Genomic DNA, 25,378 nt, shown 5'->3' with positions numbered 1-25,378 from the left:
CCCAATTCCATAAAAATAGCCGCCGAAGATATAAATCTCCAGCGGCTGCATCTATGATTTTATTACAAGATCATCTAACTTTTATTGAAACGTGGCTTTAGGGTTCTTTTTCAATTTCTCCAGCATCTCGTTCCCTTTGGCTGCCCATTCACCAAGCGCTTCTTTTGGTGTTTTTTTGTTCGCAAGAACTTGATTGAAGTATTCCATACCCTTATCACTTACTTGCCACAGGTTCGGCATTTTTTGATACATTTTATCCAAGTTCGTATTAGTCGGAGGTACAGGTTTCAATGTATAGAATGCCTGAATGTTGTAATCCAAACCATCCTTCGGTTTAATGAAGCTTTTCCGAGAAACCATCTCGTAACTGCTGCGCGCTTTGATCTTCGCCCAATCTTCACTGTTCATATACTTGATCAATTCCCACGCATCATCAGGGTTCTGAGCTGAACTATTAATGGCCATAAGGTTGCTCAGATAAATATTGCCTCCAATTTCAGGAGCCTCCGGATGCACTGGAGGAGTGACAACATCCCAGTCTACCTTCGTAAAACCTTTCATTTTATCCGCATTTTTATTGGCATCAATCAATTGATTAATGTAACTGTAATCTCCAATCACCATGGCTGTTTTGCTACTCAGGAACAGATCACCCTGAAGCGGATTATAACGTCCACTCTCATCCTGATTATCCTGCGGTTCGTCTCCTTTAGGGATGACTTTATCTAAGGCGAGTTTGCTTATCGTGCTCCATACTTTCTCCCACTGAGGAGAATCTACAGTCATTTTCTCCGCTTTGTCATCAAAAATTTTCAGCTGCAAAGAGTTATAATACTGCGACATCGTATAGTATGGAGAACCGCCTTGATAGGTACTGAAAGAGAAACCAAATACATGGTCTTTTCCTTCACCTTTGGTAAGGCGTGTACCCAAGTTGAAAATATCATCCCAAGTCATGTTATCCGTTGGAGGCTCAACGCCTGCTTTTTCAAACATACCCTTGTTATAGAACAAAGCTGAAGAGGAAAACGTTGGCGTCAAAGCGTAGATGCTCTGATCTCCCAAATCCTTGATTCCTTCGAGAACACTTGGCACAATATCCGTAGTATCAAACTTGTCTTCCTGCATCAGTGGGTCCAGTTGTTTCACCATGTTTTCCTGAATTAACGACTTGACTGTCGCCGTATCAGCCACGATGACGTCTACCGGGTTATCTCCTGTCATAATCTTCTTCAAGCTTTCCATCGTATCCGGAATGTCCTGCTGTTCTTCCTGGTTACCATACCCATACATGCTGCCCTGATCTACCGCTGGTACAACTTCAATCGTTATATTTGGATGTGTCAGTTCAAAAGCATCGGTAAACTGCTGACGGAAATAACTGTCATCCTGCCCCCCCCATAACGTCGCTACACGCAGTACACGCTGCTCGTTATCCTTGGACTCACTCGCTGTACAACCCGCAAGCAGCGGCAAAGCCAGACTGGCTGTAGCCAGCACGGCTAGCACCCGTTTTCCCCAAAACCTGTTCTTCATCTCCCAATTCCCCCTCTAAAATTATCTTGGCGGTGTAATGACAATACGTTCACCGTCAAATTCCAATGTGGCACGATTATCAATGGACAGCGCCTCCAGATACTCCTTGGGCACCTGAAGACGTCCCGCCCGGTCAATAATGACAAAAGCTTCATGAATATCCGGGGCTCCAGCCTCCGATAAGCCATGTTCGTCATCCAGATTCGGATTGCGTTTCACAAACTCGGTGCTAGTCAAACCGTCCCGAATCGCCACGATGCGGTCCACCTTACCAGCAAGGGTTAGATCATGAGTAACAATTACAATCGTGACCCCGAGCTCCTTGTTCATTTTGCGAAAAATGCCCATGATGGTATCACATGTCTCTGAATCCACCGAACCTGTTGGCTCATCGGCAAGCAGCAGCTTGGGGCGATTCGATAGCGAGATGGCAATTGCCACCCGCTGCTGCTCCCCACCGGATAATTGATGCAGCTTGTTGTGCATGCGATCCTTCAGTCCAACCCACTCCAGCAGCTGCATGGCATAGGCGCGATCTCTCTTGCCTCCCAAAATCATGGGCGTTTCCACGTTTTCCAGTGCTGTAAGGTATGGCAGCAGGTTACGGCCGTTATTTTGCCAAATGAACCCTACGGTATGACGTTTGTACTCCACCAATTGGGCATCTGTCATTTTCAGCAAATCCCAATCCCCGACAACGGCTGTACCAGCTGTTGGACGATCAAGTCCACCCAGAATGTTGAGCAATGTGGATTTACCACTACCACTGTTACCGATAATGGCCATCATTTCACCTTGATTGACAGTCAGATTGAGACCTTGAAGGGCAACGACTTCCACATCGCTGGATTTAAAAATTTTGACAAGTCCTTCGCATTGGATCACGTTTACCTCTCCTCTCCCATTTTGACTGCCTGGTGAACACGCAGCCTGCGGATTTGCCACAGCAGCATCGTTGCTCCAATGATCAGCATGACCACGGTCACGCCATACAGTTGCAACATATCTTTCTCTTCAAATACAATTCGGAACGGAGGTACCTGTGCGGACACATTATCTGTCGTTTGCAGGAAGGGCAGGAACAGACGGCTGGATACCTGACCAATGCCAATACCAAGAATGATGGACAGACCCGCCGTGAACACCTGCTCCAGCAGCAACATACCGCTCAATTGCGCCCTGGATAACCCCATTGCCCGCAGAACACCGAATTGTACTACACGCCCGGATAGATTGAAGAACCAGTACAGAATGTATCCGATCAGGGAAATAATCACCGACACAAGGAATCCGAGACTCAATATGCCGAACACTCCCCCCCTTGACGGATGTTTGCCCTGGGATACCAGCTCTGTACGCACATCGCGCACAGACGATAACTCAATGCCTTCAGCTGCAAGTTTCTCCATCAAAGGAGCGACTTTGGCATCCGGCTCCATCTTAAGCCAGACCTCATATGGAATCAGAGGCACCTGATCATAGATGTAATCCAGATTGGCAATGAAAAACGGCATCTGATCCGGGTACTGGGCAGGCCAGTAAGGTATAATGCCAAAGACCACAAATTCAATCGCCTGGCCCTGTACACCAATGGAGACGAGGTCTCCGGTTTTGAGCTTGAATTTGTCTGCAAATTTGGAAGAGATCAATACGGCCCCTTCATATTTTCCAAGCAAGTCAAGGTACTTATAAGGATGAGCCGGGAACAGATCGTTGCGGAACCACGCCACTTGGGCAAAATCCACATTGTCGATCCCCACGAGCATTCCCTGTCCACCTGATTTGCCAGAGACAATAATATTGCCTTTCGTTTGCAGCACTCTCGCTGCATGTTCGACACCATTCAGGCTGCGGAACACTTCAAAAGGTGGCTCGGAATAGATCATCTTCGTGGGTTGTGAAGTACCACCGCCCCCACCTGATCCACCTCCACCACCGTTACCGCCGCCTCCAGAACCACCACTACCGTTTCCTCCACCCTGTCCACCGCCTGAACCTCCGTTTTGTCCGGAACCCGTTGGCTTAACCTCAGGTGTGCCTTCCCATACCGTCTGCATAATAACATCCGAACCATAGCGATATAATGTACGCTCGGTTGAGTTCAGATCAATGGTACGAGCCGCCGCCGAGTTATACACACCGAGTCCGAGTGTCAATACAAGCAGGATCATCAAGGGATAATAAGAAGATGATGAACGCGAAAGTTGCGTCAGTGTCAGATACAGTGGAACCGGGAGAAACTTACGCCCAATCAGCTGTATCAGCTTCAAAATCCACGGGAACAACCGTAAGAAGAACAGTCCCAGTGCAAAGATCGCGAGTGCCGGTACAAAGAACAGAAACGGCTGCACCTGAAGCTGATCTGTCGTCATTCCGGTCTGGAACGTCAACATTTGCCGTTCATAGAACAAGTAGTATCCATATCCGGCGAGCCCCAACAGCGCGATATCCAGGAACCAGCGCTGCCATACCGGCGCACGATCTGTACGTGCTTGCCGACGCTTAGCCGATACAATTGTGGCCCGTGCATAAGTTACTGCCGGAATGAGCGAGGCTATGATTGCCACTAACACGGCGATAAGGCCAAGCAGGATGGCTTCCTTTGATATTCCGATTGGAATGGATTTCCGATCCACGAACGACAGGAATCCGCTCGCTGAACCGATGCTTTTCGCCATAAACCATCCAAGAAACGGGCCGATGACAAGAGCAATCGCTCCCAGGAATATACCTTCAAGCAGATAAAGAGAGAAGATCTGCCGGGCAGAAGCTCCGCGACTGCGAAGAACCGCGATGTCACTTTCCTGCTTTTGTAGTGACTGTCTAGCATTCATGGCTATAAAATAAAAGACCATCGCAATCATCGGTGCTGCCAATGTGAACAGCATGGTCTGCAATTGCAGACTCTGACTGCGGAATTGTTTCAGCAGATCCCCGAAGGTGATGTCCACTTTCGTATCCTTCAACCGCTGATACAGATCGATATCCAGCCTTTCCAGCACAGAGGTCAATCCCGAGAGCTGGCTCGTTTGAATCTCTTTCAGATCAAATGCATAATACCAACGTGAATTCTGAAGAGGGATCCCTTTTTCCTTTAGCAAAACATTATTAAATACCGATTCATCCACATATAGTCCATTCATCATACCGTCAAATCCCTGTACCCAATACGGGCTGCTAGGATCATCGGCTTTGAAAGAACCTATAATCTTCACACGCAACGTAATATCGAGACCGCTGTAAATCGGATATTCCAGAACATCTCCGATATGCAGATCGTTACGATACATACCCTCTTCGAGCATAACCGCTTCAATCGTATCGTCCTTGACCTGGTTGCCCGGCTTCACTCCCGCAGAATAATTAACCTGTGCATCCAGGCCTGTCATCGTACCCAGACTCATGCTGCGGACCCGGCTGGCATCCACTTTCGTCGGGTCTTCCGGGTTCACTTCCGTGCTGCGGATGGAACGGGAGTTCACATACGTATGAAAAGGAAATCCGATGTCACGAGGCACATCCTCACGAATATATCGATCCACCTCTTCCAGACCACGTGTGTCTGTCTTCACACCACCAGGTGCCTGGTAACTCATGAGCAACGAGCCGGCTGGCAGTCCCTCACTGTTATCCTGCAGCGTCTGGGCCACGACCCGCTTCAGCGCACCATCGGCATACATTGGAATACTAACGGTGAACGCTACCGCCACAATCAGTCCGATCAGTGTGCTGAACGTCATCCAGCGAGTGTTCCACATTTTGCGGAACAACAGTCGAAGCAATGGCAGCCCCATTAGCGGCCCACTACTTTCTGTCCAACAGTCAGACCTTTCAGAATCTCCACATCCGTGGATGTCTGCTGCCCGACTTCTACGTCCACTTCACGCTTGCTTCCATCACTCTCCACCACTTGCACGTACGTTCTTGAACCGATGGAGCGCAGAGCGGATACAGGAATGACAATCGCGTTCTCTGTACGCTGCGTGACAATTGACACCGTTAGAGGTGTACCGCGTTCAACACCCTTCGGCATTTTCGCCAGCGAGACGATCACATATTGATCCAAGCTTTCTTTTGCTGGAGGCGTTCCGCCTTCTCCTGAACCTCCGCCGGTACCACTTCCACTTCCCGATGCTTGGGCTACAGGCATCACTTTGACTTTGCCAGCCACTTTGCCTGCGCCATTAATGTCCACATCCGCCTTCATGCCAGCCGAGAACTTTTCCAGATCTTCCTTGGCAAACGTAGCTGCGACAACCAGGTTGGATGTATCTGCTATGGTCGCAATCGGGTCATAAGCTTTGACAGCCGCACCCTTCTCCACCTGCACAGCAATGATTGTTCCACCGAATGGAGCGGTCAAAGTGGCTTTACCCAACTGATCCTCCAGATCGGCGAGTTCCTGACGTAGCTCTTCAAAGGCAATCGTGGACTCTTCGAACTCTACCGGGTCCATCTCATCCCGTTTGCGAAGTGTTTCCTTCATTTGCACTTCCGATTTGCGAATCTGAAGGTTTTTGGCCCGGATTTCCTTCTCCACGCTCTCTACATCAAGAACAGCGAGAAGTTGACCTTTTTTCACTTTATCCCCTGGTTTTACATTCAACTCTTTGATATGCATACCGTCCAGCGTAAAATACACCTTTTCCTCCCGCTGGCTCATCATCTTGCCGCTTCCGCTTACTTTCTTCTCCAGCGTCTCCGTCCGAACTTCATATTCCGGCTTCTTGGAGATCGTTGGCGGTGTAATCGGCGGAAGTACTTCTTCCTCTGTCTCAGCCGGCAGCAAAGAGCAGCCGGACATCGTTGCAGCCACTATCGCACTAAGCACAATAAGCGCTGCGCGTCTCCCCCTCTTCGGAGCGGCCCCTTTACTTGATAAATCTGCCGTCCGCCATTTCATAAACATGGTCCGCAACCTCCAAAATCGTAGGATCGTGTGTAGTCATACAGATCGTTACTTGTTCAACTTCAATAATATTGCGAAATACAGCCATAACCTGTGCTCCCATTTTGGAATCGAGTTCAGCTGTCGGCTCATCCGCGAGCAATAACCTCGGTCTGTGGGCTATCGCCTTGGCGATGGCCACCCGCTGCTGCTCTCCCCCGGACATCTCGAATGGACGGTGCTTGACCCGTTTGGTTAGTCCGACCAGATCCAGACAATGACCTACACGGTCCTTCCATTCCGAACGCGGCACGTCCGCCATGCGCAGCGACAGCTCTACATTTTCCCAGGCAGACAACAAAGGCATAAGTGCATACGCCTGAAAAATAAAACCAATTTCTCTGCGCCGCAAAGCGGTCCGCCGCCGGTCGCCCCAATCCTGAAGAGGCTGGCCGGAGAACAGAATATCTCCACTTGATGGCTGATCCAGCCCACCCAACATATTGAGCAGCGTCGTTTTCCCTGAACCTGACCGCCCTTTCAACATCACCAGCTGTTGCGGGTTCACTTCCATATCGATGCCTTTGAGCACATGAATAATACGGCTACCCGTCTGGAAACTGCGATGAACATTGCGAACCTCCAGCACAGGTCCGTCATATGGAGGCAACAGATCCTTCTTGGAGGACTTGGACTTCACTTCAGGTTCAGCTGCTGCAACCGCAACTTCCTCCTGGCTTGTTTCACTGGTTATGTCGTGCGGATCGATGGATGTATTCTGCGGTTCACTTATGTATGCCGATTCCTCCTGCCCGACTGGTTCCCTATGCTCCGTTTGTCCGACTGCACTGTCCTCGCCTGACTGGCTCTTGGCAGGTCTGATTTTGGAAAATAAATTCTTCATGCCAGCAATCACGCTCATCCTTTCTTCATATCCCGTTCACTTCATCAAGACACTAAAAATAGAAATCTATTCCATACTACACTGCATTATAAACGACGGATCACAACTAAAAGTTACAAGCTTTTTACAACGTTCCCGTGAAAAAGTTAATATTTTGATGAACAAACGAAAAAAGCACCCCAACGAGCGGGATGCCTCTTGAATATTCGATGAATTTGCCTCTATGGCGGCAATCATTACAATTTTGATACCGTTCACAAGCAAACCTTTCAATCCGGTGTGAATGATATTATTTACCAAATGAAGAAGGATCTTCACGCCAGGATTTGAGCAGTTCAAAATCACTTTCCTGGATTGTACCCTCAGCCAAAGCTACATCCATCAGAGCTGTGTAATTGGACAGAGTTTGCAGCGGAATTCCCGCTTCTTCAAAAGCCTTAATGCCTTTGTCCAGCTGATAGCTGAAAATCGCCAGTACTACCAGTGGAGTGGCCCCAGCTACACGTACTGCTTCAGCGGCCTTGATTGAACTGCCACCTGTCGAGATCAGGTCTTCAATGACAACAACCTTCTGCCCCTCAGTGATCAGACCTTCAATCAGGTTCTCTTTGCCATGTCCTTTGGCTTTATCGCGAATGTAAGCCATCGGCAGATTCAGCTTTTGCGCCACCCAGGCAGCATGTGGGATACCCGCAGTTGCAGTACCTGCGATGACTTCTGCATCGGGGTATTGATCACGAATCATCGCAGCAAAAGCTTCAGCGATGTCGTTACGAATCTCGGGATAAGACATCGTTAGACGATTATCACAATAGATTGGTGATTTGATGCCGGATGTCCAGGTGAATGGCTGCTGCGGACGCAGCGCCACCGCTTTAATTTTCAACAGTTGGGAAGCAATATGGTTAGGAATCTCAGTAAGTTCGATCATGCGTTCAACATCTCCTTCAAAATGGTTTCTGCCGCTTCACGCGGATTGGGAGCGCCCGTAATTGGTCTGCCTACAACAATGTAATGGCTGCCTCTGACAATGGCTTCACCTGGCGTCAGGACACGAGTCTGGTCTCCGAGTCCACTTCCTGCTGGACGAATGCCTGGTGTGACCGTGTGAAAATCACTGCCACAGGCTGCGCGGATCGCCGGTACTTCCAGCGGGGAAGCAACGACGCCATCGAGACCTGCCTCATGGGCCAGTCCTGCATAACGGACTACTGCTGCCTCAACGCTGCCCTGGATGCCGATCTCGGTATTCATCGTTTCCTGACTGGTACTGGTCAGCTGGGTAACCGCAATAATCTCAGGTCTGCGAAGAGAAGGATCAGCAGCCAGAGCCGCCTCTGCACCTTCACGGGCAGCACGCATCATGCTTGTACCTCCAGCTGCATGCACATTGAACATATCCACTCCCAGACGGGTGATACTTTCAGCACCCCCACGAACCGTGTTGGGAATATCATGCATCTTCACATCAAGGAATACCGAGTACCCCTTTGACTTCAACTCACGAATGAAGTCCGGACCAGCGGCGTAAAAGAGCTGCATGCCCACCTTCAGATAGCAGGGAATGCCTTCTAAAGCTTGTACCAATTCCTGTGCTTGCTCTGCTCCCGGATAATCGAGTGCAACCATCAGACGACCAGCCATTTCGTTGAAATTCGGGTGATTCATATTCCAGCGCTCCTTCCAAAAGCTTGATTTTTCCGTTTTTGCCCGATATAAAGGACATCCCGCCAGCCCGAAGGCTGACTGATGTCCTTGATCAGTGACAAATCGTCTTATTTATTGTACAAGAGCTGGCATAGCCTCAGAGGAGAAGTTGATCGTTTGCAGCATGATCAACAGGGCACGGATCGTATCCAGTGAAGTCATACATACAATGCCGTTCTCTACCGCTTCACGACGAATACGGAATCCGTCACGCTGCGGGGTTTTGCCTTTGGTCAGCGTGTTGAACACAAAGTTTGCTTCGCCGCTGCGAATCATATCGAGAATGTTCGGCGAACCTTCACTTAATTTGTTTACCGTCGTCACCGGAATGTTCGCTGCTTCAAGCGCAGCTGCCGTACCTCCGGTAGCCATGATTTTGTATCCCAGTCTATAGAAACCTTCAAGCAGTGGAACAGCTTCCTCTTTGTCTTTATCGGCTACCGTTACCACGATTGCTCCGGTGGCTGGGATCTTCATGCCTGCACCGATGAGACCTTTGAACAACGCTTTAGCGTAATTCGGGTCACGACCCATAACCTCACCTGTGGATTTCATCTCAGGTCCAAGCGTTGGTTCCACACGACGCAGCTTCGCGAAGGAGAAGACCGGAACTTTTACGGAAACATGATCCGATTCAGGCCACAGACCGTCCACATATCCGAGGTCTTTCAGCTTCACGCCCAGAATGGCTTGTGTTGCCAAGTTCGCCATCGGAATGTTGGTTACTTTGCTCAGGAAAGGTACTGTACGGGATGAACGCGGGTTCACCTCGATGATGTACACTTCACCCTTATGGATAACAAACTGGATGTTAACCAAACCGATCGTTTTCAGTTCTTTTGCAATCTTGATTGTAATCTCTACAATTTTCTCTTTGAGATCCTGGGACAGGTGCTGTGGCGGATAAACCGCGATGGAGTCGCCGGAGTGAACCCCTGCGCGCTCGATATGCTCCATGATCCCCGGAATCAATACCGTTTCACCATCACAGATCGCGTCAACCTCAACCTCTTTACCCATCATGTAACGGTCGATCAGGACCGGATGCTCCGGATTGATTTTAACCGCCTGCTCCATATATGTCAGCAATTCTGCATCGGAGTACACAATCTCCATCGCACGACCGCCGAGTACATAGGAAGGACGAACCAGTACCGGGTAGCCCAGACTTTGAGCCGTTTCAACCGCATCATCTACCGAAATGACTGTTTTTCCTTTTGGTTGTGCAATTTCCAGACGGGAGAGCAAACGCTCGAACTTCTTGCGATCCTCTGCCTCATCAATGTTTTCCAGATCTGTTCCGAGAATCGTTACACCAGCGGCACGCAGTGGTGCTGCCAGGTTGATTGCCGTTTGGCCACCAAACTGTACGATAACACCTACAGGCTGTTCCTGTTCGATAACGTTCATTACATCTTCGAAGAACAGAGGTTCAAAGTACAAGCGATCTGATGTATTAAAGTCCGTAGACACGGTCTCCGGGTTGTTATTGATGATAACTGCTTCATAGCCTGCTTTTTGCAGAGCCCATACTGCGTGTACTGTTGAGTAGTCAAACTCAATCCCTTGACCGATCCGGATTGGACCGGAACCAAGCACAACTACTTTTTTCTTATCTGAAGGAATGACTTCATTCTCAGTTTCGTAAGTAGAGTAGTAATATGGCGTTGTTGCTTCAAATTCAGCTGCACATGTATCTACCATTTTGTAGACTGGGCGAAGGTTTTCCTCTTCACGACGTGCTCTGACTTCAGCTTCTTTCGTTAGCGTACCTCCTGGTTGACCTTCAGCCCGCAGCTCAGCAATGGCACGGTCTGTGAAACCAAGACGCTTCGCTTGATACAAGGTTTCGGAGGACAATTCGGATTCCTCACGAATGCGATCTTCGAAGCGGATCAGCCCTTCGAGTTTATCCAGGAACCACCAGTCAATCTTCGTCAGATCTTGAAGCTGTTGCAATGTATACCCTCTGCGGAATGCTTCAGCGATCAGGAAGATACGCTCATCGTCAGCTTTGACCAGACGCTCGTTCAGCGTTTCTTCATCAAGGGTTTCGGCATCTTTCAGATACAGACGGTGTACGCCGATTTCCAGGGAACGAACAGCTTTATGAATTGACTCTTCGAATGTACGGCCAATCGCCATAACTTCGCCTGTCGCTTTCATCTGTGTACCCAGTTTGCGGTTCGCTGAGATAAACTTGTCAAACGGCCAGCGTGGGATTTTGCTCACGATATAGTCCAGTGTTGGCTCAAAGCATGCATATGTTTGGCCCGTTACCGGATTCACGATTTCGTCCAGTGTGTAACCCATTGCAATTTTGGCAGCCATCTTAGCAATTGGATATCCCGTTGCTTTGGAAGCTAGTGCCGAAGAACGGCTTACCCGTGGGTTAACTTCGATAACATAGTATTGGAAGCTGTGCGGATCAAGCGCAAACTGTACGTTACATCCACCTTCAATGTTGAGGGCACGGATAATTTTCAGGGAAGCTGAGCGCAGCATTTGATATTCACGGTCAGACAACGTCTGGCTTGGTGCCACAACGATACTGTCACCTGTATGAACACCTACCGGGTCAAAGTTTTCCATGTTGCAGACCACGATACAGTTATCGTTTTTGTCCCGCATAACCTCATACTCGACTTCTTTCATGCCTGCGATGCTCTTCTCAACCAGACATTGACCGATCGGGCTATACCGAATACCTGCTACGACTGTCTCACGCAGTTCTTCTTCGTTGGCACAGATTCCGCCGCCTGTTCCGCCAAGCGTGTAAGCTGGACGGACGATGATTGGATAACCAATCTCATTCGCAAAATCAAGTGATTCCTCAAGTGTAGTTACGATTACACTCTCAGGTACAGGCTGTTCCAGCTCGCGCATCAGATCACGGAACAAGTCACGGTCTTCCGCTTTCTCAATGGAAGTGAGCTGAGTTCCGAGTAGTTTAACATTCTCACGTTCAAGCACACCGGCACGTGCCAGTTCCACAGCCATGTTCAGACCTGTTTGACCGCCAAGGGTAGGCAGCAAACCGTCTGGACGTTCCTGACGAATAATTTGCGTTACAAAATCCAGTGTGATTGGCTCGATGTATACTTTGTCAGCCATGTTGGTATCCGTCATGATCGTAGCCGGGTTGCTGTTGATGAGTACAACTTCCACGCCTTCTTCTTTCAGTGCCTGGCATGCTTGTGTACCGGCATAGTCGAACTCGGCCGCTTGACCGATGACGATTGGACCTGAACCAATCACCAGGATTTTTTTGAGATCTTTGTTAATCGGCATGTTATTGTGCTCCTTTCACTGCGGCTGCCAGTACGGCTTGACGCGGCTGTTGCGGGTGAGTAATCTTGTGTTCCCGAATCATCTCGATAAAGCGGTCGAACAGATAGCTGTTATCATATGGTCCTGGCGCTGCTTCCGGGTGGTACTGAACGGAAAACGCCGGGAATTTTTTATGTTTCAGACCTTCGATGGTCTTATCGTTATTGTTGATATGTGTCACTTCAAGCTCCGTATTTTTCACGGATTCTTCGTTTACAGTGTAACCGTGGTTCTGAGATGTGATGAAGCAACGTCCGCTCTCCAGTTCTTTAACCGGGTGGTTTCCGCCACGGTGTCCAAACTTGAGCTTCTCTGTGTCGGCTCCTGCCGCAAGTGCGAACAGTTGGTGACCCAGGCAGATTCCGAAGATCGGATATTCGCCGAGAAGTTCACTGATCATTTTAACCGCGTGAGGAACGTCTTTCGGGTCCCCAGGGCCGTTGGACAACTGGATGCCATCCGGGTTCATGCGGCGGATTTCGTCCGCTGTTACATCATGCGGAACTACGACAACGTCACAGTTACGTTTGCTGAGTTCACGCAAAATCCCTGTTTTTGCACCGTAGTCAACCAATACAATGCGTTCAGCCGTTCCCGGGCTGTTGTAAACATGTTGAGTAGAAGTCATAGGAACTTGATTACGCAGCTCAGCGATGCTGGTGTCTCCCATCATCTCCAGCAACTCTTCCACAGGTTTCGATCCTGTTGTGAGAATTCCTTTCATTGTGCCGTGGTGACGAATCCGACGAGTCAGCATCCGTGTATCAATCTCGCTGATTCCTACGATGCCATACTCTTTAAGCAAATCGTCTACGCTGTATTCCGCACGCCAGTTACTTGGTGTTGGCTCATGACGACGTACCACAAAACCGTGTACGAACGGACGAATCGACTCGAAGTCGTCACGCGTAATGCCGTAGTTACCAATCAGTGGGTACGTCATGGTTACGATTTGACCGCAATAAGAAGGATCCGAAAGCACCTCTTGATAGCCTGTAATTCCCGTATTAAAAACGACCTCACCTGTTGTTTCACCTTCAGCACCGAACGCTTTCCCGGTGAACAGTGTGCCGTCTTCCAACAATAATCTTGCCTGTGCCTGCATCCCATTTCACTCCTCTGTGTTTATCAAAGTTGAATACTTTGAGTTGAACTGGGAGACGTTACGTTTGGTGCGGCTTCGTGGGCAGAAAACCCTTTGATCGCTGTTATCCCCGGATTACTTTGATCCCATTCTTCAAATGGAGTAATCCGGTGATAAAGGCGAACGCTTTGCTTCTTCGGGTTCTTTCTGCCCACTCCGCAGTTACGTTCGTGTCCAAGTTCAAAAATCATTATTCAACTTTTCTTTGTTTCGTATGTTTGACTCTCGGCATGGTCTGCCTCGAGTTAGTTGTAAAGTTGTTACTGGTCTATACATTGTTAATTTAAAGCTATGAAGACTAGTTGTTTGATCAATTATTCAAAACCTGATGATGTAATTGATGTAGCGGTTCAGCAAGGTGCCGTTTTACTGTTGTACCGTATTATTCCACACGCTTTTGCCGTCCACCCATGTTTGTGTGGCCCAGCCTTTCAGCTTCCAGCCTGTGAATGGTGTGTTTCTTCCTTTGGTTGCGAACGTTGCAGGATCAACCGCTTTTTCCTCGTTCAGGTCAATCATCGTGATATCCGCAGGTGCTCCCTCTTCCAGTTTGCCAGTATCCAGCCGGAATACCCGTGCCGGATCAGCTGTCATGCGTTTCACGAGGAAGTCTAGGCTCCAAAGCCCTGTTTCCACAAACTTCGTGTACAACAGCGGGAAAGCTGTTTCGAATCCGACGATGCCGAAAGGTGCCAGCTCCATGCCTTTTGCTTTTTCTTCTTCGCTATGCGGCGCGTGATCGGTAACGATCATGTCCAGCGTTCCGTCCAGCAAACCTTCGATACAAGCTTGCACATCGCGTGGTGAGCGAAGGGGCGGGTTCATCTTCCAGTTGGCATCCATACCTGGGATATCCTCATCAGACAATACCAGATGGTGCGGACATACCTCAGCAGTTACTTTAATACCGATGGACTTCGCCAGGCGAATCAAGCGAACCGACTGCTCCGTACTTACGTGGCAGACGTGGTAGTGAACTCCCGTTGCTTCTGCAAGCAGGATATCACGGCCTACGTGGATGGCCTCAGATTCATTTGGGATACCTTTGATACCGTGACGCTTCGAAAACTCGCCTTCTGTCACATATCCGCCAACAACCAATGAGTCGTCTTCGCAGTGAGCGATGACTGGCATATCCATGCTTGCTGCAAGGTTCATAGCATCTTTCATCATTTGAGCGTTTTGTACGCCAACGCCATCATCCGTGAATCCAATCGCACCCGCTTCTTTCAATGCAGCGAAATCCGTAAGCTCACGTCCAAGCTCGTTCTTCGTAATAGCTGCATAAGGCAGTACTTTTACCAGGTCGGCTTCTTTGGCTTTATCCAAAACCAGCTTAACGACATCCGCGCTGTCGGTTACCGGTCTTGTGTTCGGCATACATGCAATCGTTGTAAAACCGCCTTGTGCTGCCGAACGGGCACCCGTCTCGATCGTCTCTTTATGCTCGAATCCAGGCTCACGCAGATGCACATGCATATCAATCAAACCGGGAATGACCAGTTTGCCTGAAGCATCGGTTACGCTATGCGCTGATTGCTCTGCTTTCAGTACCGCTTCGTCTTCCACTCCAGCGATCTTTTGAATTTTTCCTTCATCTATAATGATCGTTTTCCGTTCAAGTTCCCCTTGTTGATTCAAGATGTTCGCGTTCTTTATAATCTGTAGCATAATTGCCCTCCGCTTCGGTTCTGTCCGACTTGCCAGATAAGCCGGATGATTTTCTTTATCGTGTACCCTCACATTGCTCTATAAGAACTTCCGTCCCGTCAGCCTATGACCCACAGCCAGACCCTGTTACAGTTTCATCGCACGTTCCATGACCGCCATGCGGATTGGAACACCGTTTGCCATCTGCGGGAAGATCCGCGATGCTGCGCTCTCCACTACCGCGTCATCCACCTCGACATTTCGGTTCACAGGAGCAGGGTGCATAATGATTGTGCTTGGTTTCAGGCGTGACGCCCGTTCTTCCGTCAATCCATAGTGTTCGCGATAATCCTCAGCCGAAGTAATCAAGCCATGTTTATGACGTTCCAGTTGAACTCGGAGCATCATGACTACATCCGCATCGAGAGCTTCTTCCAGACCTACATAAGGTGCGTGTTCTGCGAGCTCCGGTGCCTGCATCGTTTGCGGTGCGCAGAAGCGCACATCTGCACCAAACTTTTGCAGTGCCCACAGATTAGAGCGAGCTACACGGCTGTGTAGGATGTCTCCGATAATTGACACACGCAAACCTTTCAGCTCACCGAAAGCCTTCCGCATCGTGTAGAGATCCAGCAGCGCCTGTGTAGGATGCTCGTTATTCCCATCTCCAGCGTTCACCAGTGGAACATTCACTTTCTGAGCCAGTTGTTGCAGAACCCCCGAAGGTTTCAATCGGATCACCCCTGCGTCGATGCCCATGGACTCCAGTGTGCGTACCGTATCATAGATGGATTCACCTTTCTCCACGCTTGATGCAGCCGCCGTGAAGTTCAGTACTTGTGCACCCAGACGTTTTTCCGCCATCTCAAATGAGAAGCGAGTACGCGTGCTGTTCTCGAAGAACATGTTGGCTACGAAGTGGGATTCCAGTACAGGAACCAGTTTCTCCTTCTGCGCTTCCCAGTGTGCTGCTCTGTTCAGAATGGATTCGATCTCATCGCGACTAAGTTCCTTGAGGCCAAGCAAGCTCCGGTCCTTCAATGCTGGTTGTGTAATCATCATGCTTGTTCCCCCCGGTTCTGAATGATCTTGACTTCGTCCTGTCCGTCCGTTTCCATGAGCGCAACCACGATCTCCTCTGATTTGGAAGTTGGCACATTCTTGCCGATAAAATCAGGTCGTATCGGAAGTTCCCGGTGTCCGCGATCTGCGAGAACCGCCAGCTGAATGTTCTGTGGTCTTCCACAGTCCATCAGGGCATCCATCGCTGCGCGAATCGTCCGTCCGGTATAAAGCACATCATCGAACAAAATCACTTTTTTGTTATGAATCGAAAGTGATTCAGGTGTCATCGTCAACAGTTCCTTGCGATTCGCTTTATTCTCATCCAAGCGATCATCGCGATAAGGGGTCACATCGAGTTCTCCCCAAGGGATCGGTGTACCTTCGATTTCTTCAATCTTGGCGGCGATCCGTTCTGCGAGGTATACACCCCGTGTTCGAATTCCGATCAGTACACAGCCCTCAATGCCTTTGTTTTTTTCCAAAACCTCATGGGCAATCCGTGTTAATGCGCGGCGGATCGCGGTTTCATCCATAATGACATGTGTCTCTGTGCTCATGCGTTCAGCCTCCTCAGGATTTACCTTTCAGATCATGGCCCCGTGACGAGGAGAACAAAAAAGACTCCTTGCCGTGTTTATTGGCAAGGAGTCTCCGAACTTCAGACCGCTCTGAAGAAAGTTTACTCTCGGGATGCATCGCTTCATTTGCCGCAGCAAAAAAACGATGTATCGTTCACGTTACCTTGCCAGTCTCACGGGACTGATTTAAAGGTGCTATTCATGTCGTTCATATTGAAGGACCTCACAGGGTTCTATACTCAATATGTCCGTTTGTCTTCATGAATTATGACAGAAAGACAACCCTCTGTCAACACCTCAACATCACAGGCGAAATTCCACTACTGTATTCCCTTTAGAACTAGAATCAGCAGTTCGGCTGAAAAACATCCAAACACATCACATTTCATTCGTTATTCATAATTATACAATAATTCTGTATATTTATCCATAGGAAATTGCAGAGAACCTTACAACCAAAATAATCCTCTGACTATAATCCAAGTTGAGACAAAGCTCTCCCCCTTTGGAACATGCAATGAGTTTTGTCATAACTATTTTAAGTTCTGAAGGCATTTTCAATATGATCCATCTCTTCTAATTTTAGAGTTCAACGTCCAGAAACACGGAATACATGAAGGCTCTGCATTAGTCCCCAGTGAAATGGGTAAAGTTTATAAACATGAAACAATTCATTGATGCTTCAATAAAGCCGATATACATAAGGATTTACAAATACGCGACATAGAAATAAGATAAGACCTACATTTATTTACATTTAGGAGGAAGTTATGCGTCACATTTGGCAAGTTTACAAAACAGACTGGTTGCATATTTTGAAGGTTCCCACAGGTATTTTTCTAATTGTGGCTATTATTTTACTACCCGGGGTGTATGACTGGGTCAACGTGAAGTCCGTATGGGACCCGTACAGTAACACCCAAGGAATTAAAATTGCGGTGACAACCGAGGACAAGGGTGCAACTGTTGCAGGAACTAACGTCAATATTGGAGACGAATTGGTGTTCAGCCTTAAACAGAACGAAAAGCTGGGATGGACTTTTGTGGACCAGGCTGAGGCTGATCGTGGTGTACAAACAGGAGAGTATTATGCAAGCCTGCTCATTCCTGGGGACTTTTCAACCAAAATTACAGGTATCGTTGACGGGAAGCTGGAGCGCCCAGAGGTAATCTATACCGTTAACGAGAAGGTTAATGCCATCGCTCCAAAAATCACAGGCTCTGGTGTATCTGCGATTACAACACAAATCAATGAAAATTTCACGGAAGCCGTCAGTCAGGCTGTTCTAACCAAATTGAAGGAAGCCGGAGTTGAGATCAATGCCCAGCTTCCAACTTTGCGCAAGATGGAGAATGGCATATTCACGCTTGAGAAAAATCTTCCGGATATACAAGCTGCAGGTCAAAAGGTACTGGAAGTAGAAAAAGCCATGCCTGGTATCGTAAAAGATGCTCAAAAGATCGTCGAAATCGAAAAAAAACTACCCGAAATCAATGAAGCTGCACAATATGTGCTCAAGGTACAGGAGTATTGGCCTCAAATTAATGATGCGGCATCCGAGGTGTTGGCTATTCAGGGGCGGATTCCCGATATTCAAAAAGCCGTAGAACGTATTCAAGAAGTGGATGCGAACTTTGGTCAGGTATCTAGTGTCATCCAAACGGCCCTGGATAAAACCGATAAGGCTCTCTCTATCGTAACCGCCGCTGAGCAAGATCTGGACAAAGTATCCCAAATCGCTGGTAACGGGATTGAGCTGGCCGAAGGCTTGAATCGGTTTGTGGATTCCAGTGAAGAAGCATTTCAGGCCATAGGCCCGGCAATCCGGCAAAACCTGCTGTTGGTGCAACAAATCGCAAACGCTGCGTCAGACGTATTTGGGCAATTGCAGAATACGGATCTTACTAAACTGCCAACAGCAGAAGATCTGGACCGGATCGCTGCCCGCTTGGGGATTGCGGTAAAACTCGTCGACAGTATGGCAGAACTACTGGGCAAAATCGACAACTTGCTTCCAAGCCATCCACTTGCTAATAAAATTACGCAGCTGAACACCATTTCAGATAAACTTCAGTTGCAAATCCGCCTGGCTGGGATTATCAGTGATGCTCTGCGTCGCAATACAACTCCACCCGCAGACGTCATCGCCCAGTTAAATGCTCTCTCCAAGGAGATTAGCAGCGGCATTGGGAATTTCATGAACACCTACGAGAGCGAAATATCGCCGGCTCTTGCGGCTGGTACGGATAAGCTGAGGTCTATCCTTTCCACTTCAGCAGATACACTACAGGGAGCAAGAGATCGAATTCCGGATATTGCGGACATTCTTGCATCAGCCAAAGAAGGCATTACGTTTGGGCAGACTGAATTGACAAAAATCCAGAGCGAACTGCCCCAAATACAATCTAAGATTCATGAGATATCAGAGACGCTCGCAAATAAAAGTGAAGGCTTTATCCAAGCTTTGAACACAGTGTCTTCATTAATACGAAACGATCTGCCCAAGCTGGGGACCAAGCTGAATGAAGCGGCTGATTTTGTTCGGAACGATCTGCCCAATGCTGAGAAACAGATAAGCAAGGCATCCGATTTTGTACAAAATCAGCTTCCGGAGGTCGAACAAGGAGTACATCGTGTTGCCACGCTGGTACGTGATGATCTGCCTGCATTGGAAAGTGCCATCAGCAAGGCAGCAGACAAACTTAGAGAAGTCGAAGGCAATAACCAGTTTGCCGAGCTCGCCAAGCTTTTGCGCGGCGACATTGAAGAAGAAAGTGCTTTCCTAGCAAGTCCGGTGCAAATCAAGGAACAGCAGCTTTACCCGATTCCGAATTACGGATCAGCCATGTCACCGTTTTATGGCGTGCTGTCCTTGTGGGTAGGCTCAACGCTGCTGATTTCCCTGCTTCGTGCCGAAGCTGAGAATCCAGAAGGCAAGTTCCGGGGATACGAGTTGTATCTTGGACGTCTTGCCACTTTCCTGACGATTGGATTGCTTCAGGCGATCTGTGTCAGCCTGGGAGATATCTTGATCCTCGGCACCTATGTCGCAGATAAACTGTGGTTTGTCCTATTTGCCATGCTGGTGAGTGCCGTATTTGTCACCATAACGTATACCCTACTGTCCGTTTTTGGGAATATCGGAAAAGGGATCGCGATCATCTTCATGGTGTTCCAGTTCTCAAGCTCCGGCGGGACGTTTCCGATCAGTATGACATCGCCCTTTTTCCAGGCATTGAATCCGTTCATGCCCTTCACGTATGCGATCAGCCTGCTACGTGAGTCGGTCGGCGGCATCCTGTGGTCGACTGCCATTAAGGATATTCTGTGGTTATGCATGTTTATCGCGCTGAGTCTCATCATTGCACTCGCTTTGAAACGTCCACTCAGCAGTCTCACCAAACGTTCAGCCGAGAATGCCAAGAAGACCAAAATCATTGCTTAAAAGTGTCCCTGAGACCCTCTGCGTAATGAATGCAGTGGGTCTTTTGTTTGAAACCAACATGCACATATCGAATGAATCTTGCCAAACAAGACAAGGCCATTGGATCTACAGTCCAATGGCCTTGTCTCATTATATAGATAATTAAAACCTCTGATTATTTCACTGTACGTTCCTGTTCCAACTGATCATAGGACTGCTTAATGGTTGTTAATGTTTCTACATGCCGATAGATGTTGTTGCCTGCGGTGACGAGAATACATAACATGATCAAGCCTATTAGCACTTTTTTACCTAGCCCCGGACGGAGACCGATGACGAAGCCCCCACCGAGGAGGAAAAACGCAAACAGATAGTGTCCTGCATACAGGTACATATCGTATTGAAATACCGCAAGCCCAAAACCAACAACGATATGAAGTAAAAATGCAAACAGAATGTATGGCACAAGAGTCCACACTTCCCGTTCACGTATCCCTTTAATAAACCCCGTGAGCGCCAGCAGCAGAATAAAAATACCCGTGAGCTGAACATAGATCGGATTAGAACGGGATAGATCCGTTACAAACGCGACCATGCCCGGGTCCAGCAAATGCACTTTCGGTGACAGCATCGGATTAATTGTTAGCAGGCTTAGAGCCTTCCAATGAACTGCGAACTGAAATGGAGTGGCATAGCTTGTTCCCCCATTTTGAATACCAAGCAACCAATTGCTGACCCAACTGCGACCGCCAAACGCGATGTACTGTATCCCAGTCAATACTACAATGAAGGCAACAGCCAGTGCCATAATCCCGATATACTTTTTCCAACCAGATTTGTTACGCCACGTACGTAAATTAAAAAACATGGCGGCCGCAAGCGGTACAATGTTCGTCGATGTCAGTCCAAAGTTGATGGATGCCAGCAGCGCATTCGGGATGTAACGGACATCTTTGCGTTCACGGTTGTACTGCATATACAGCACAGAGAACAGGATAACAAACTGTACGTACGGATACGAATCCGGAATCAACGCGGTAAACATCAGATAGGAGCTGAAACCGAACAGTACTGCGAAAAGTAACGGTGTGGTGATTTGTTTATCTTTTTGATTCAAAAACAGAAATACCAGCACAACCGAACCTGCATTCACAAGGGACTGCAGGACAAGAAAGAACCAATTTCCGCCCAACAGTTGAGCACCTGCTTCAAGCGCGACTGCTAGAAATGAAATTAACGGATGAATTACCGAAGAACTGTTATCTCCATAATACATGGAAGGATCGAAGTTAAATAAATTAAGTGGAAACTGCGTCGTACTAAATGGCGTGTATGAGCCAAGCAGCTCGGCATGATTCGCTATGTATGTCACGTAAGGCCCATTCATGAGAGCGTAAAAAAGAGCAAAACCCGCAAAAAGGCAAAATGCCGTCCAATTGGTCCTGCGATTATAAAATATGAAGTCCAAAAATTTCATGCGTTCACATCCAGTTTCAATTATTCTAGAAAACCAATAAACACAACCCGCCCATAATACAAGCGACACCGATCCAGCGCAAAGGACCCACTGTTTCCTTAAAGGCAAAGCGCGCTATAATGAGCGTCCACACATACGTTAATGCATTGGCAGGCAGCACAACCGTTAAGGGGAGAAATTTCAACAATACAATATTCAGCAGCGCACCTGTACCGTAAAATCCTAGCCCCATTAGAACATGCAGCTTTTTGCGGCTGGTGGCGTAGGCTTTCAAACCCGCTCCCCCCATCGCTCCACACAGGGTCATTGCAATTAATACAGCAATCATCCAGCTATCGATCAACACTGGTCAACGTCACCCCGATTCCAAGCAGCACAACAGCGGCCAGCTTCTGCACCGTAATTTCTTCTCCTAGCAAAAAGTAACCATAGATCAGCGCAAACACATAGCTGGCACACATCAAAGGATAGGCCACAGACAGCTTTTCCAAAGCAAAAGCCTTGATCATCAAAATGGCACCCAGCCCATAACATAGAAAGCCGATGCCCAGATAGATCCACTCGGTCAGACCCCACTTCCAGAACAGTTGTCCCGTCGCTGTAAGAAAAGCGGAGACAAGCATCAACAGCTTGCCTGTGTGGCGCCCTTTTATCTCCCCCACGACAATGCCTCCATCTCTGGCACGCGCTTGTTAATAAAGTATCGCTGACTCACCAACTGCATCACTGGAAGATCGGATAAGGAGTCGGAGTAAGAGCAGGATTGATCATAATCAATCACCATCTTTTTCTCATCCAGATAGGCCTGAATACGGCGAACCTTCTCATCCCCTTTGCAATTGCTGCCTTCAATCCTACAAGTATAGCCATTCGAGTGACGAACCAGATCGGTACCAATGACATGATCCACCCAAGGGAAATTTTTAAAATATTTCATATAGGCATGCGGAGATGCGGTCACCAGCAATACATGATAGCCTGCTTCCTTACGGTGCTGCATCTCTACACTTGCCTCTGCAAAAATAGCCGTACGCAATCGTGTATCAAAAAAATGCTCCAGATCATTTTCGGACATGCGCTCAATGCTCTTAAAATAGGAACGTTTGACACGCTCAACGGTCATCAGACCAGCCTTGAACAACGCAGTATGAAATGCAATTACAGGCAATCTCCATACCTGCCATGGGTAACGCCGAACGCCGTAATGTACAAACTGAAACATGGAATCTCTGCGTATAATCGTTTTATCAATATCAAAGATGGCAACTTTCGTGCTTTTCACCCTGATCCCCCTCTAGCTTTTTGACTCTAGTTTTATTCGAAAATAGCGAAAATAGAAACAACACTGATGACATACAAAACAACGGTGATTAAGATGGGCTTGTCCTCAAATAGAACTCGATCAGGCGAACCCCCTTGGTTCTTCATATGAATCAGATACAGATAACGGAACATGCCGTATATAACCAAAGGAATCGTCCACATTAAATGAATGGTGCGATCGGATGTGAACGTAAAGAGCGAATAACTGATAATGGTCGCCGTTGTGACAATGGTATTGAACTGATCCAATAACGTAATCGAATAATTATCCAATACTTTACGGTGTGAACCGGTATTTCCCTCAAGCAGAGTAAGTTCATTCCTCCGTTTGCCAATAGCCAGGAATAGAGACAAAAGCATCGTACAGATGAGAAACCACGGCGTAAATGGTACATGGATCAGCACACCGCCCGCAATCGCACGAAGTACAAACCCAGCCGCAATAGTCATCATATCCAAAATAACGAGATGTTTCAGTACAAATGAGTACGACACATTCAGAAGGAAATAAACAATACATAACACTCCGAATAACGGGTTCATTACGAAGGCTGTCCCGAGCGAAAAGATCAATAACAGTATTCCAAACAGCAAGGCGTGAGCCGGATTGACCTGTCCAGAAGCAAGGGGACGGAACATCTTCACCGGATGCTGACGATCTCTGTCGCGATCTACATAATCGTTTAAAATATAAACGCAGCCTGCAACCAGGCTAAATAAAATAAAACCTAGCAAAGTCGATAGAATGGTCTCCGTCCGAATTTCCTCAAAAGAAAAAAGCAGCGCGGCAAATAACAACAAATTTTTGGTCCATTGTTTTGGCCTCAATAATTTTAGCAATCCTGAAATGGTATTGCCTGTCCCTGCAGCAGGTGTAGACACGGTACTGGTACGTGATGATAACAATTTCCATAACTCCCTTCAAAAGCAACTTCTGACTTATATAAATAACGTAAAGATCTAATCATATGTTGCTTGTATAATTTTGTAAAGGGATTACAGGAAGAATTTATATTTTTTTGCATAAAAAAAGAGACCGTTTCCGGTCTCTTCTTTCTTTACATTACATCATTATGATTATGTGAATTTAAACTAAAATTCGAATTGCACGTCGCTTAGACGGTGTTTAATCTCAGCGATAACACGTTTCTCTTCTTCTTCCCCTTTAGCTTCAAAGGTAACGGAGAAACGAACAAAGTTACCGGCATCATCCCAAGGCACCGAAGAGATCAGTTTCTCACGAATCAGGAACTGGGAGAAGTCTTCGCCTGATTCAAAGCGGCGGCCTCCGACAATACCTTTTGGAGCTTCAACATAAAGGAAGAAGGAACCTTTAGGTTTCTCAGCTTGGAAGCCCAGCTCGTTCAGTGCAGCTACCAGCAGGTCGTGACGACGGGAATATTTCTCGGCGATTTTTTCCGTGATTTCCGGGTGGTTCAATCCATAAGCAGCAGCCTTTTGGATCGCGATGAACTGACCGGAGTCATTGTTGTCTTTTACGTCGCTGAATGCTTTAACAACAAGCGGGTTACCTGCAACAAAACCGATTCTCCAGCCTGTCATGTTATAGGACTTGGACAGGGAGTGCAATTCTACGCCCACATCCTTCGCACCAGGTACAGACAGGAAGCTGAACGGTTTTTTGCCGTCATAAGTCAATGCTGCGTATGGAGCATCATGTACAACGACTACGCTGTATTTCTTCGCCCATTCAACCACTTCCGTAAAGAACTCTACGGTAGCACTCGCGCCCGTTGGGTTATTCGGATAGTTCAGATAGAGCAGTTTCGCTCGTTTCGCGATATCTTCCGGAATAGCCGACAGATCTGGCAGGAAGTTGTTCTCCTTGGTCAATTGAATGTTGAACACTTCACCACCCAGGTATTTGGTGTGTGTACCCATAACCGGATACCCTGGCACCGTCATAATCGTTACATCACCTGGATTGATGAAGCAAGAAGGCATCATCGCCAAAGCTGGCTTGGAACCGATGGAATGCACGATTTCAGTTGATGCATCGATACCTTCAACATTAAATACATTTTTCAGGTAAGCAGCTGCCGCTTCCTTGAATTCAGGAATACCATTATCCGCGTATCCACGGTTCTCAGGTTTGGAGGCTTGCTCCGCCAATGCAGCTACGATGCCTGCATCTGCCATCTCGTCTGGTTCACCTACGCCGAGGTCAATCAGTTCTACATTTGGAAAATCTTTTTTAGCCGAAGCTTTGGCACGTTTGATTTTCTCGAATTTATAGATGTTGGTGTCTTTACCATAGTTGGAGCCGCCAATACGGTCGGCAAAATTAGTCTGAATGTACGTTTCCTGATATTTATCGATACTCATGATTT

General features: G+C 47.8%; 19 protein-coding genes. 1 reads left to right on the top strand and 18 read right to left on the bottom strand.

The window, feature by feature from the left end; genetic code table 11:
* Positions 1 to 81 precede the first annotated feature (81 nt).
* The 12 genes from MHB84_RS22170 to pyrR form a co-directional block, all read right to left on the bottom strand.
* Positions 82 to 1,536 carry an ABC transporter substrate-binding protein gene (locus tag MHB84_RS22170; RefSeq protein ID WP_076288152.1) on the bottom strand — a complete coding sequence of 485 codons (1,455 nt, stop codon included), beginning with the start codon at positions 1,534 to 1,536 and terminating at the stop codon, positions 82 to 84.
* Between the two features lie 21 nt (positions 1,537 to 1,557).
* Positions 1,558 to 2,421 (bottom strand): ABC transporter ATP-binding protein, encoded by an 864-nt coding sequence (locus tag MHB84_RS22165; protein WP_063567873.1) that lies wholly within the window; start codon positions 2,419 to 2,421, stop codon positions 1,558 to 1,560.
* A gap of 2 nt (positions 2,422 to 2,423) precedes the next feature.
* Complete coding sequence (locus MHB84_RS22160) at positions 2,424 to 5,330, bottom strand: ABC transporter permease (RefSeq protein ID WP_076288151.1); 2,907 nt, start codon at positions 5,328 to 5,330, stop codon at positions 2,424 to 2,426.
* Positions 5,330 to 6,445, bottom strand: a complete 1,116-nt coding sequence (locus MHB84_RS22155; RefSeq protein ID WP_076288150.1) for an efflux RND transporter periplasmic adaptor subunit — start codon at positions 6,443 to 6,445, stop codon at positions 5,330 to 5,332. The genes MHB84_RS22160 and MHB84_RS22155 overlap by 1 nt, the downstream gene beginning before the upstream one ends.
* Positions 6,408 to 7,328 (bottom strand): ABC transporter ATP-binding protein, encoded by a 921-nt coding sequence (locus MHB84_RS22150; protein WP_246318205.1) that lies wholly within the window; start codon positions 7,326 to 7,328, stop codon positions 6,408 to 6,410. The genes MHB84_RS22155 and MHB84_RS22150 overlap by 38 nt, the downstream gene beginning before the upstream one ends.
* A gap of 289 nt (positions 7,329 to 7,617) precedes the next feature.
* On the bottom strand, positions 7,618 to 8,259 hold the full coding sequence (pyrE, locus tag MHB84_RS22145) for an orotate phosphoribosyltransferase (protein WP_076288149.1): 642 nt from the start codon (positions 8,257 to 8,259) through the stop codon (positions 7,618 to 7,620).
* Positions 8,256 to 8,996, bottom strand: coding sequence for an orotidine-5'-phosphate decarboxylase (pyrF, locus tag MHB84_RS22140; RefSeq protein WP_076288148.1), 741 nt, complete (start codon positions 8,994 to 8,996; stop codon positions 8,256 to 8,258). The genes pyrE and pyrF overlap by 4 nt, the downstream gene beginning before the upstream one ends.
* A gap of 111 nt (positions 8,997 to 9,107) precedes the next feature.
* Positions 9,108 to 12,326, bottom strand: a complete 3,219-nt coding sequence (gene carB / locus MHB84_RS22135) for a carbamoyl-phosphate synthase large subunit (protein ID WP_076288147.1) — start codon at positions 12,324 to 12,326, stop codon at positions 9,108 to 9,110.
* A gap of 1 nt (position 12,327) precedes the next feature.
* Positions 12,328 to 13,470 (bottom strand): glutamine-hydrolyzing carbamoyl-phosphate synthase small subunit, encoded by a 1,143-nt coding sequence (gene carA / locus MHB84_RS22130; protein WP_076288146.1) that lies wholly within the window; start codon positions 13,468 to 13,470, stop codon positions 12,328 to 12,330.
* Positions 13,471 to 13,875: 405 nt separating this feature from the next.
* Complete coding sequence (locus MHB84_RS22125) at positions 13,876 to 15,180, bottom strand: dihydroorotase (RefSeq protein WP_076288145.1); 1,305 nt, start codon at positions 15,178 to 15,180, stop codon at positions 13,876 to 13,878.
* 126 nt (positions 15,181 to 15,306) lie between these two features.
* Positions 15,307 to 16,218, bottom strand: a complete 912-nt coding sequence (locus MHB84_RS22120) for an aspartate carbamoyltransferase catalytic subunit (RefSeq protein ID WP_094939311.1) — start codon at positions 16,216 to 16,218, stop codon at positions 15,307 to 15,309.
* Positions 16,218 to 16,781, bottom strand: coding sequence for a bifunctional pyr operon transcriptional regulator/uracil phosphoribosyltransferase PyrR (pyrR, locus tag MHB84_RS22115; RefSeq protein WP_076288144.1), 564 nt, complete (start codon positions 16,779 to 16,781; stop codon positions 16,218 to 16,220). Before pyrR ends, MHB84_RS22120 begins: the two co-directional genes overlap by 1 nt.
* Before the next feature lie 791 nt (positions 16,782 to 17,572).
* On the opposite strand from pyrR, the gene MHB84_RS22110 reads away from it, so the two are divergent.
* A complete protein-coding gene (locus tag MHB84_RS22110) occupies positions 17,573 to 20,248 on the top strand; it encodes a YhgE/Pip domain-containing protein (protein ID WP_076288143.1) in 2,676 nt (891 codons plus the stop codon).
* A 154-nt stretch (positions 20,249 to 20,402) separates the two neighbouring features.
* Here the strand turns inward: MHB84_RS22110 and MHB84_RS22105 are convergent, their stop codons facing one another.
* The 6 genes from MHB84_RS22105 to MHB84_RS22080 form a co-directional block, all read right to left on the bottom strand.
* Entirely contained in the window at positions 20,403 to 21,614 is a 1,212-nt protein-coding gene (locus MHB84_RS22105) for a DUF6080 domain-containing protein (RefSeq protein ID WP_341143062.1), read from the bottom strand.
* A gap of 115 nt (positions 21,615 to 21,729) precedes the next feature.
* Positions 21,730 to 22,050, bottom strand: coding sequence for an EamA family transporter (locus MHB84_RS22100; RefSeq protein WP_256716754.1), 321 nt, complete (start codon positions 22,048 to 22,050; stop codon positions 21,730 to 21,732).
* Positions 22,037 to 22,327 carry an EamA family transporter gene (locus MHB84_RS22095; protein WP_090810048.1) on the bottom strand — a complete coding sequence of 97 codons (291 nt, stop codon included), beginning with the start codon at positions 22,325 to 22,327 and terminating at the stop codon, positions 22,037 to 22,039. The genes MHB84_RS22100 and MHB84_RS22095 overlap by 14 nt, the downstream gene beginning before the upstream one ends.
* Before the next feature lie 26 nt (positions 22,328 to 22,353).
* Positions 22,354 to 22,986, bottom strand: a complete 633-nt coding sequence (locus MHB84_RS22090; protein WP_076288141.1) for an HAD-IB family hydrolase — start codon at positions 22,984 to 22,986, stop codon at positions 22,354 to 22,356.
* Positions 22,987 to 23,018: 32 nt separating this feature from the next.
* Positions 23,019 to 23,909: a decaprenyl-phosphate phosphoribosyltransferase gene (locus tag MHB84_RS22085; RefSeq protein ID WP_076288301.1), complete on the bottom strand. Its 891-nt coding sequence runs from the start codon at positions 23,907 to 23,909 to the stop codon at positions 23,019 to 23,021.
* Between the two features lie 210 nt (positions 23,910 to 24,119).
* A complete protein-coding gene (locus tag MHB84_RS22080) occupies positions 24,120 to 25,373 on the bottom strand; it encodes an LL-diaminopimelate aminotransferase (protein WP_076288140.1) in 1,254 nt (417 codons plus the stop codon).
* Positions 25,374 to 25,378: the final 5 nt, after the last annotated feature.

The sequence above is a fragment of the Paenibacillus sp. FSL F4-0087 genome, from assembly GCF_038020215.1.
GTDB lineage: Bacteria > Bacillota > Bacilli > Paenibacillales > Paenibacillaceae > Paenibacillus > Paenibacillus taichungensis.
The sequence above is the reverse complement of the archived record's forward strand: the minus strand, read 5'-3'. Positions and strand labels throughout refer to the sequence as shown.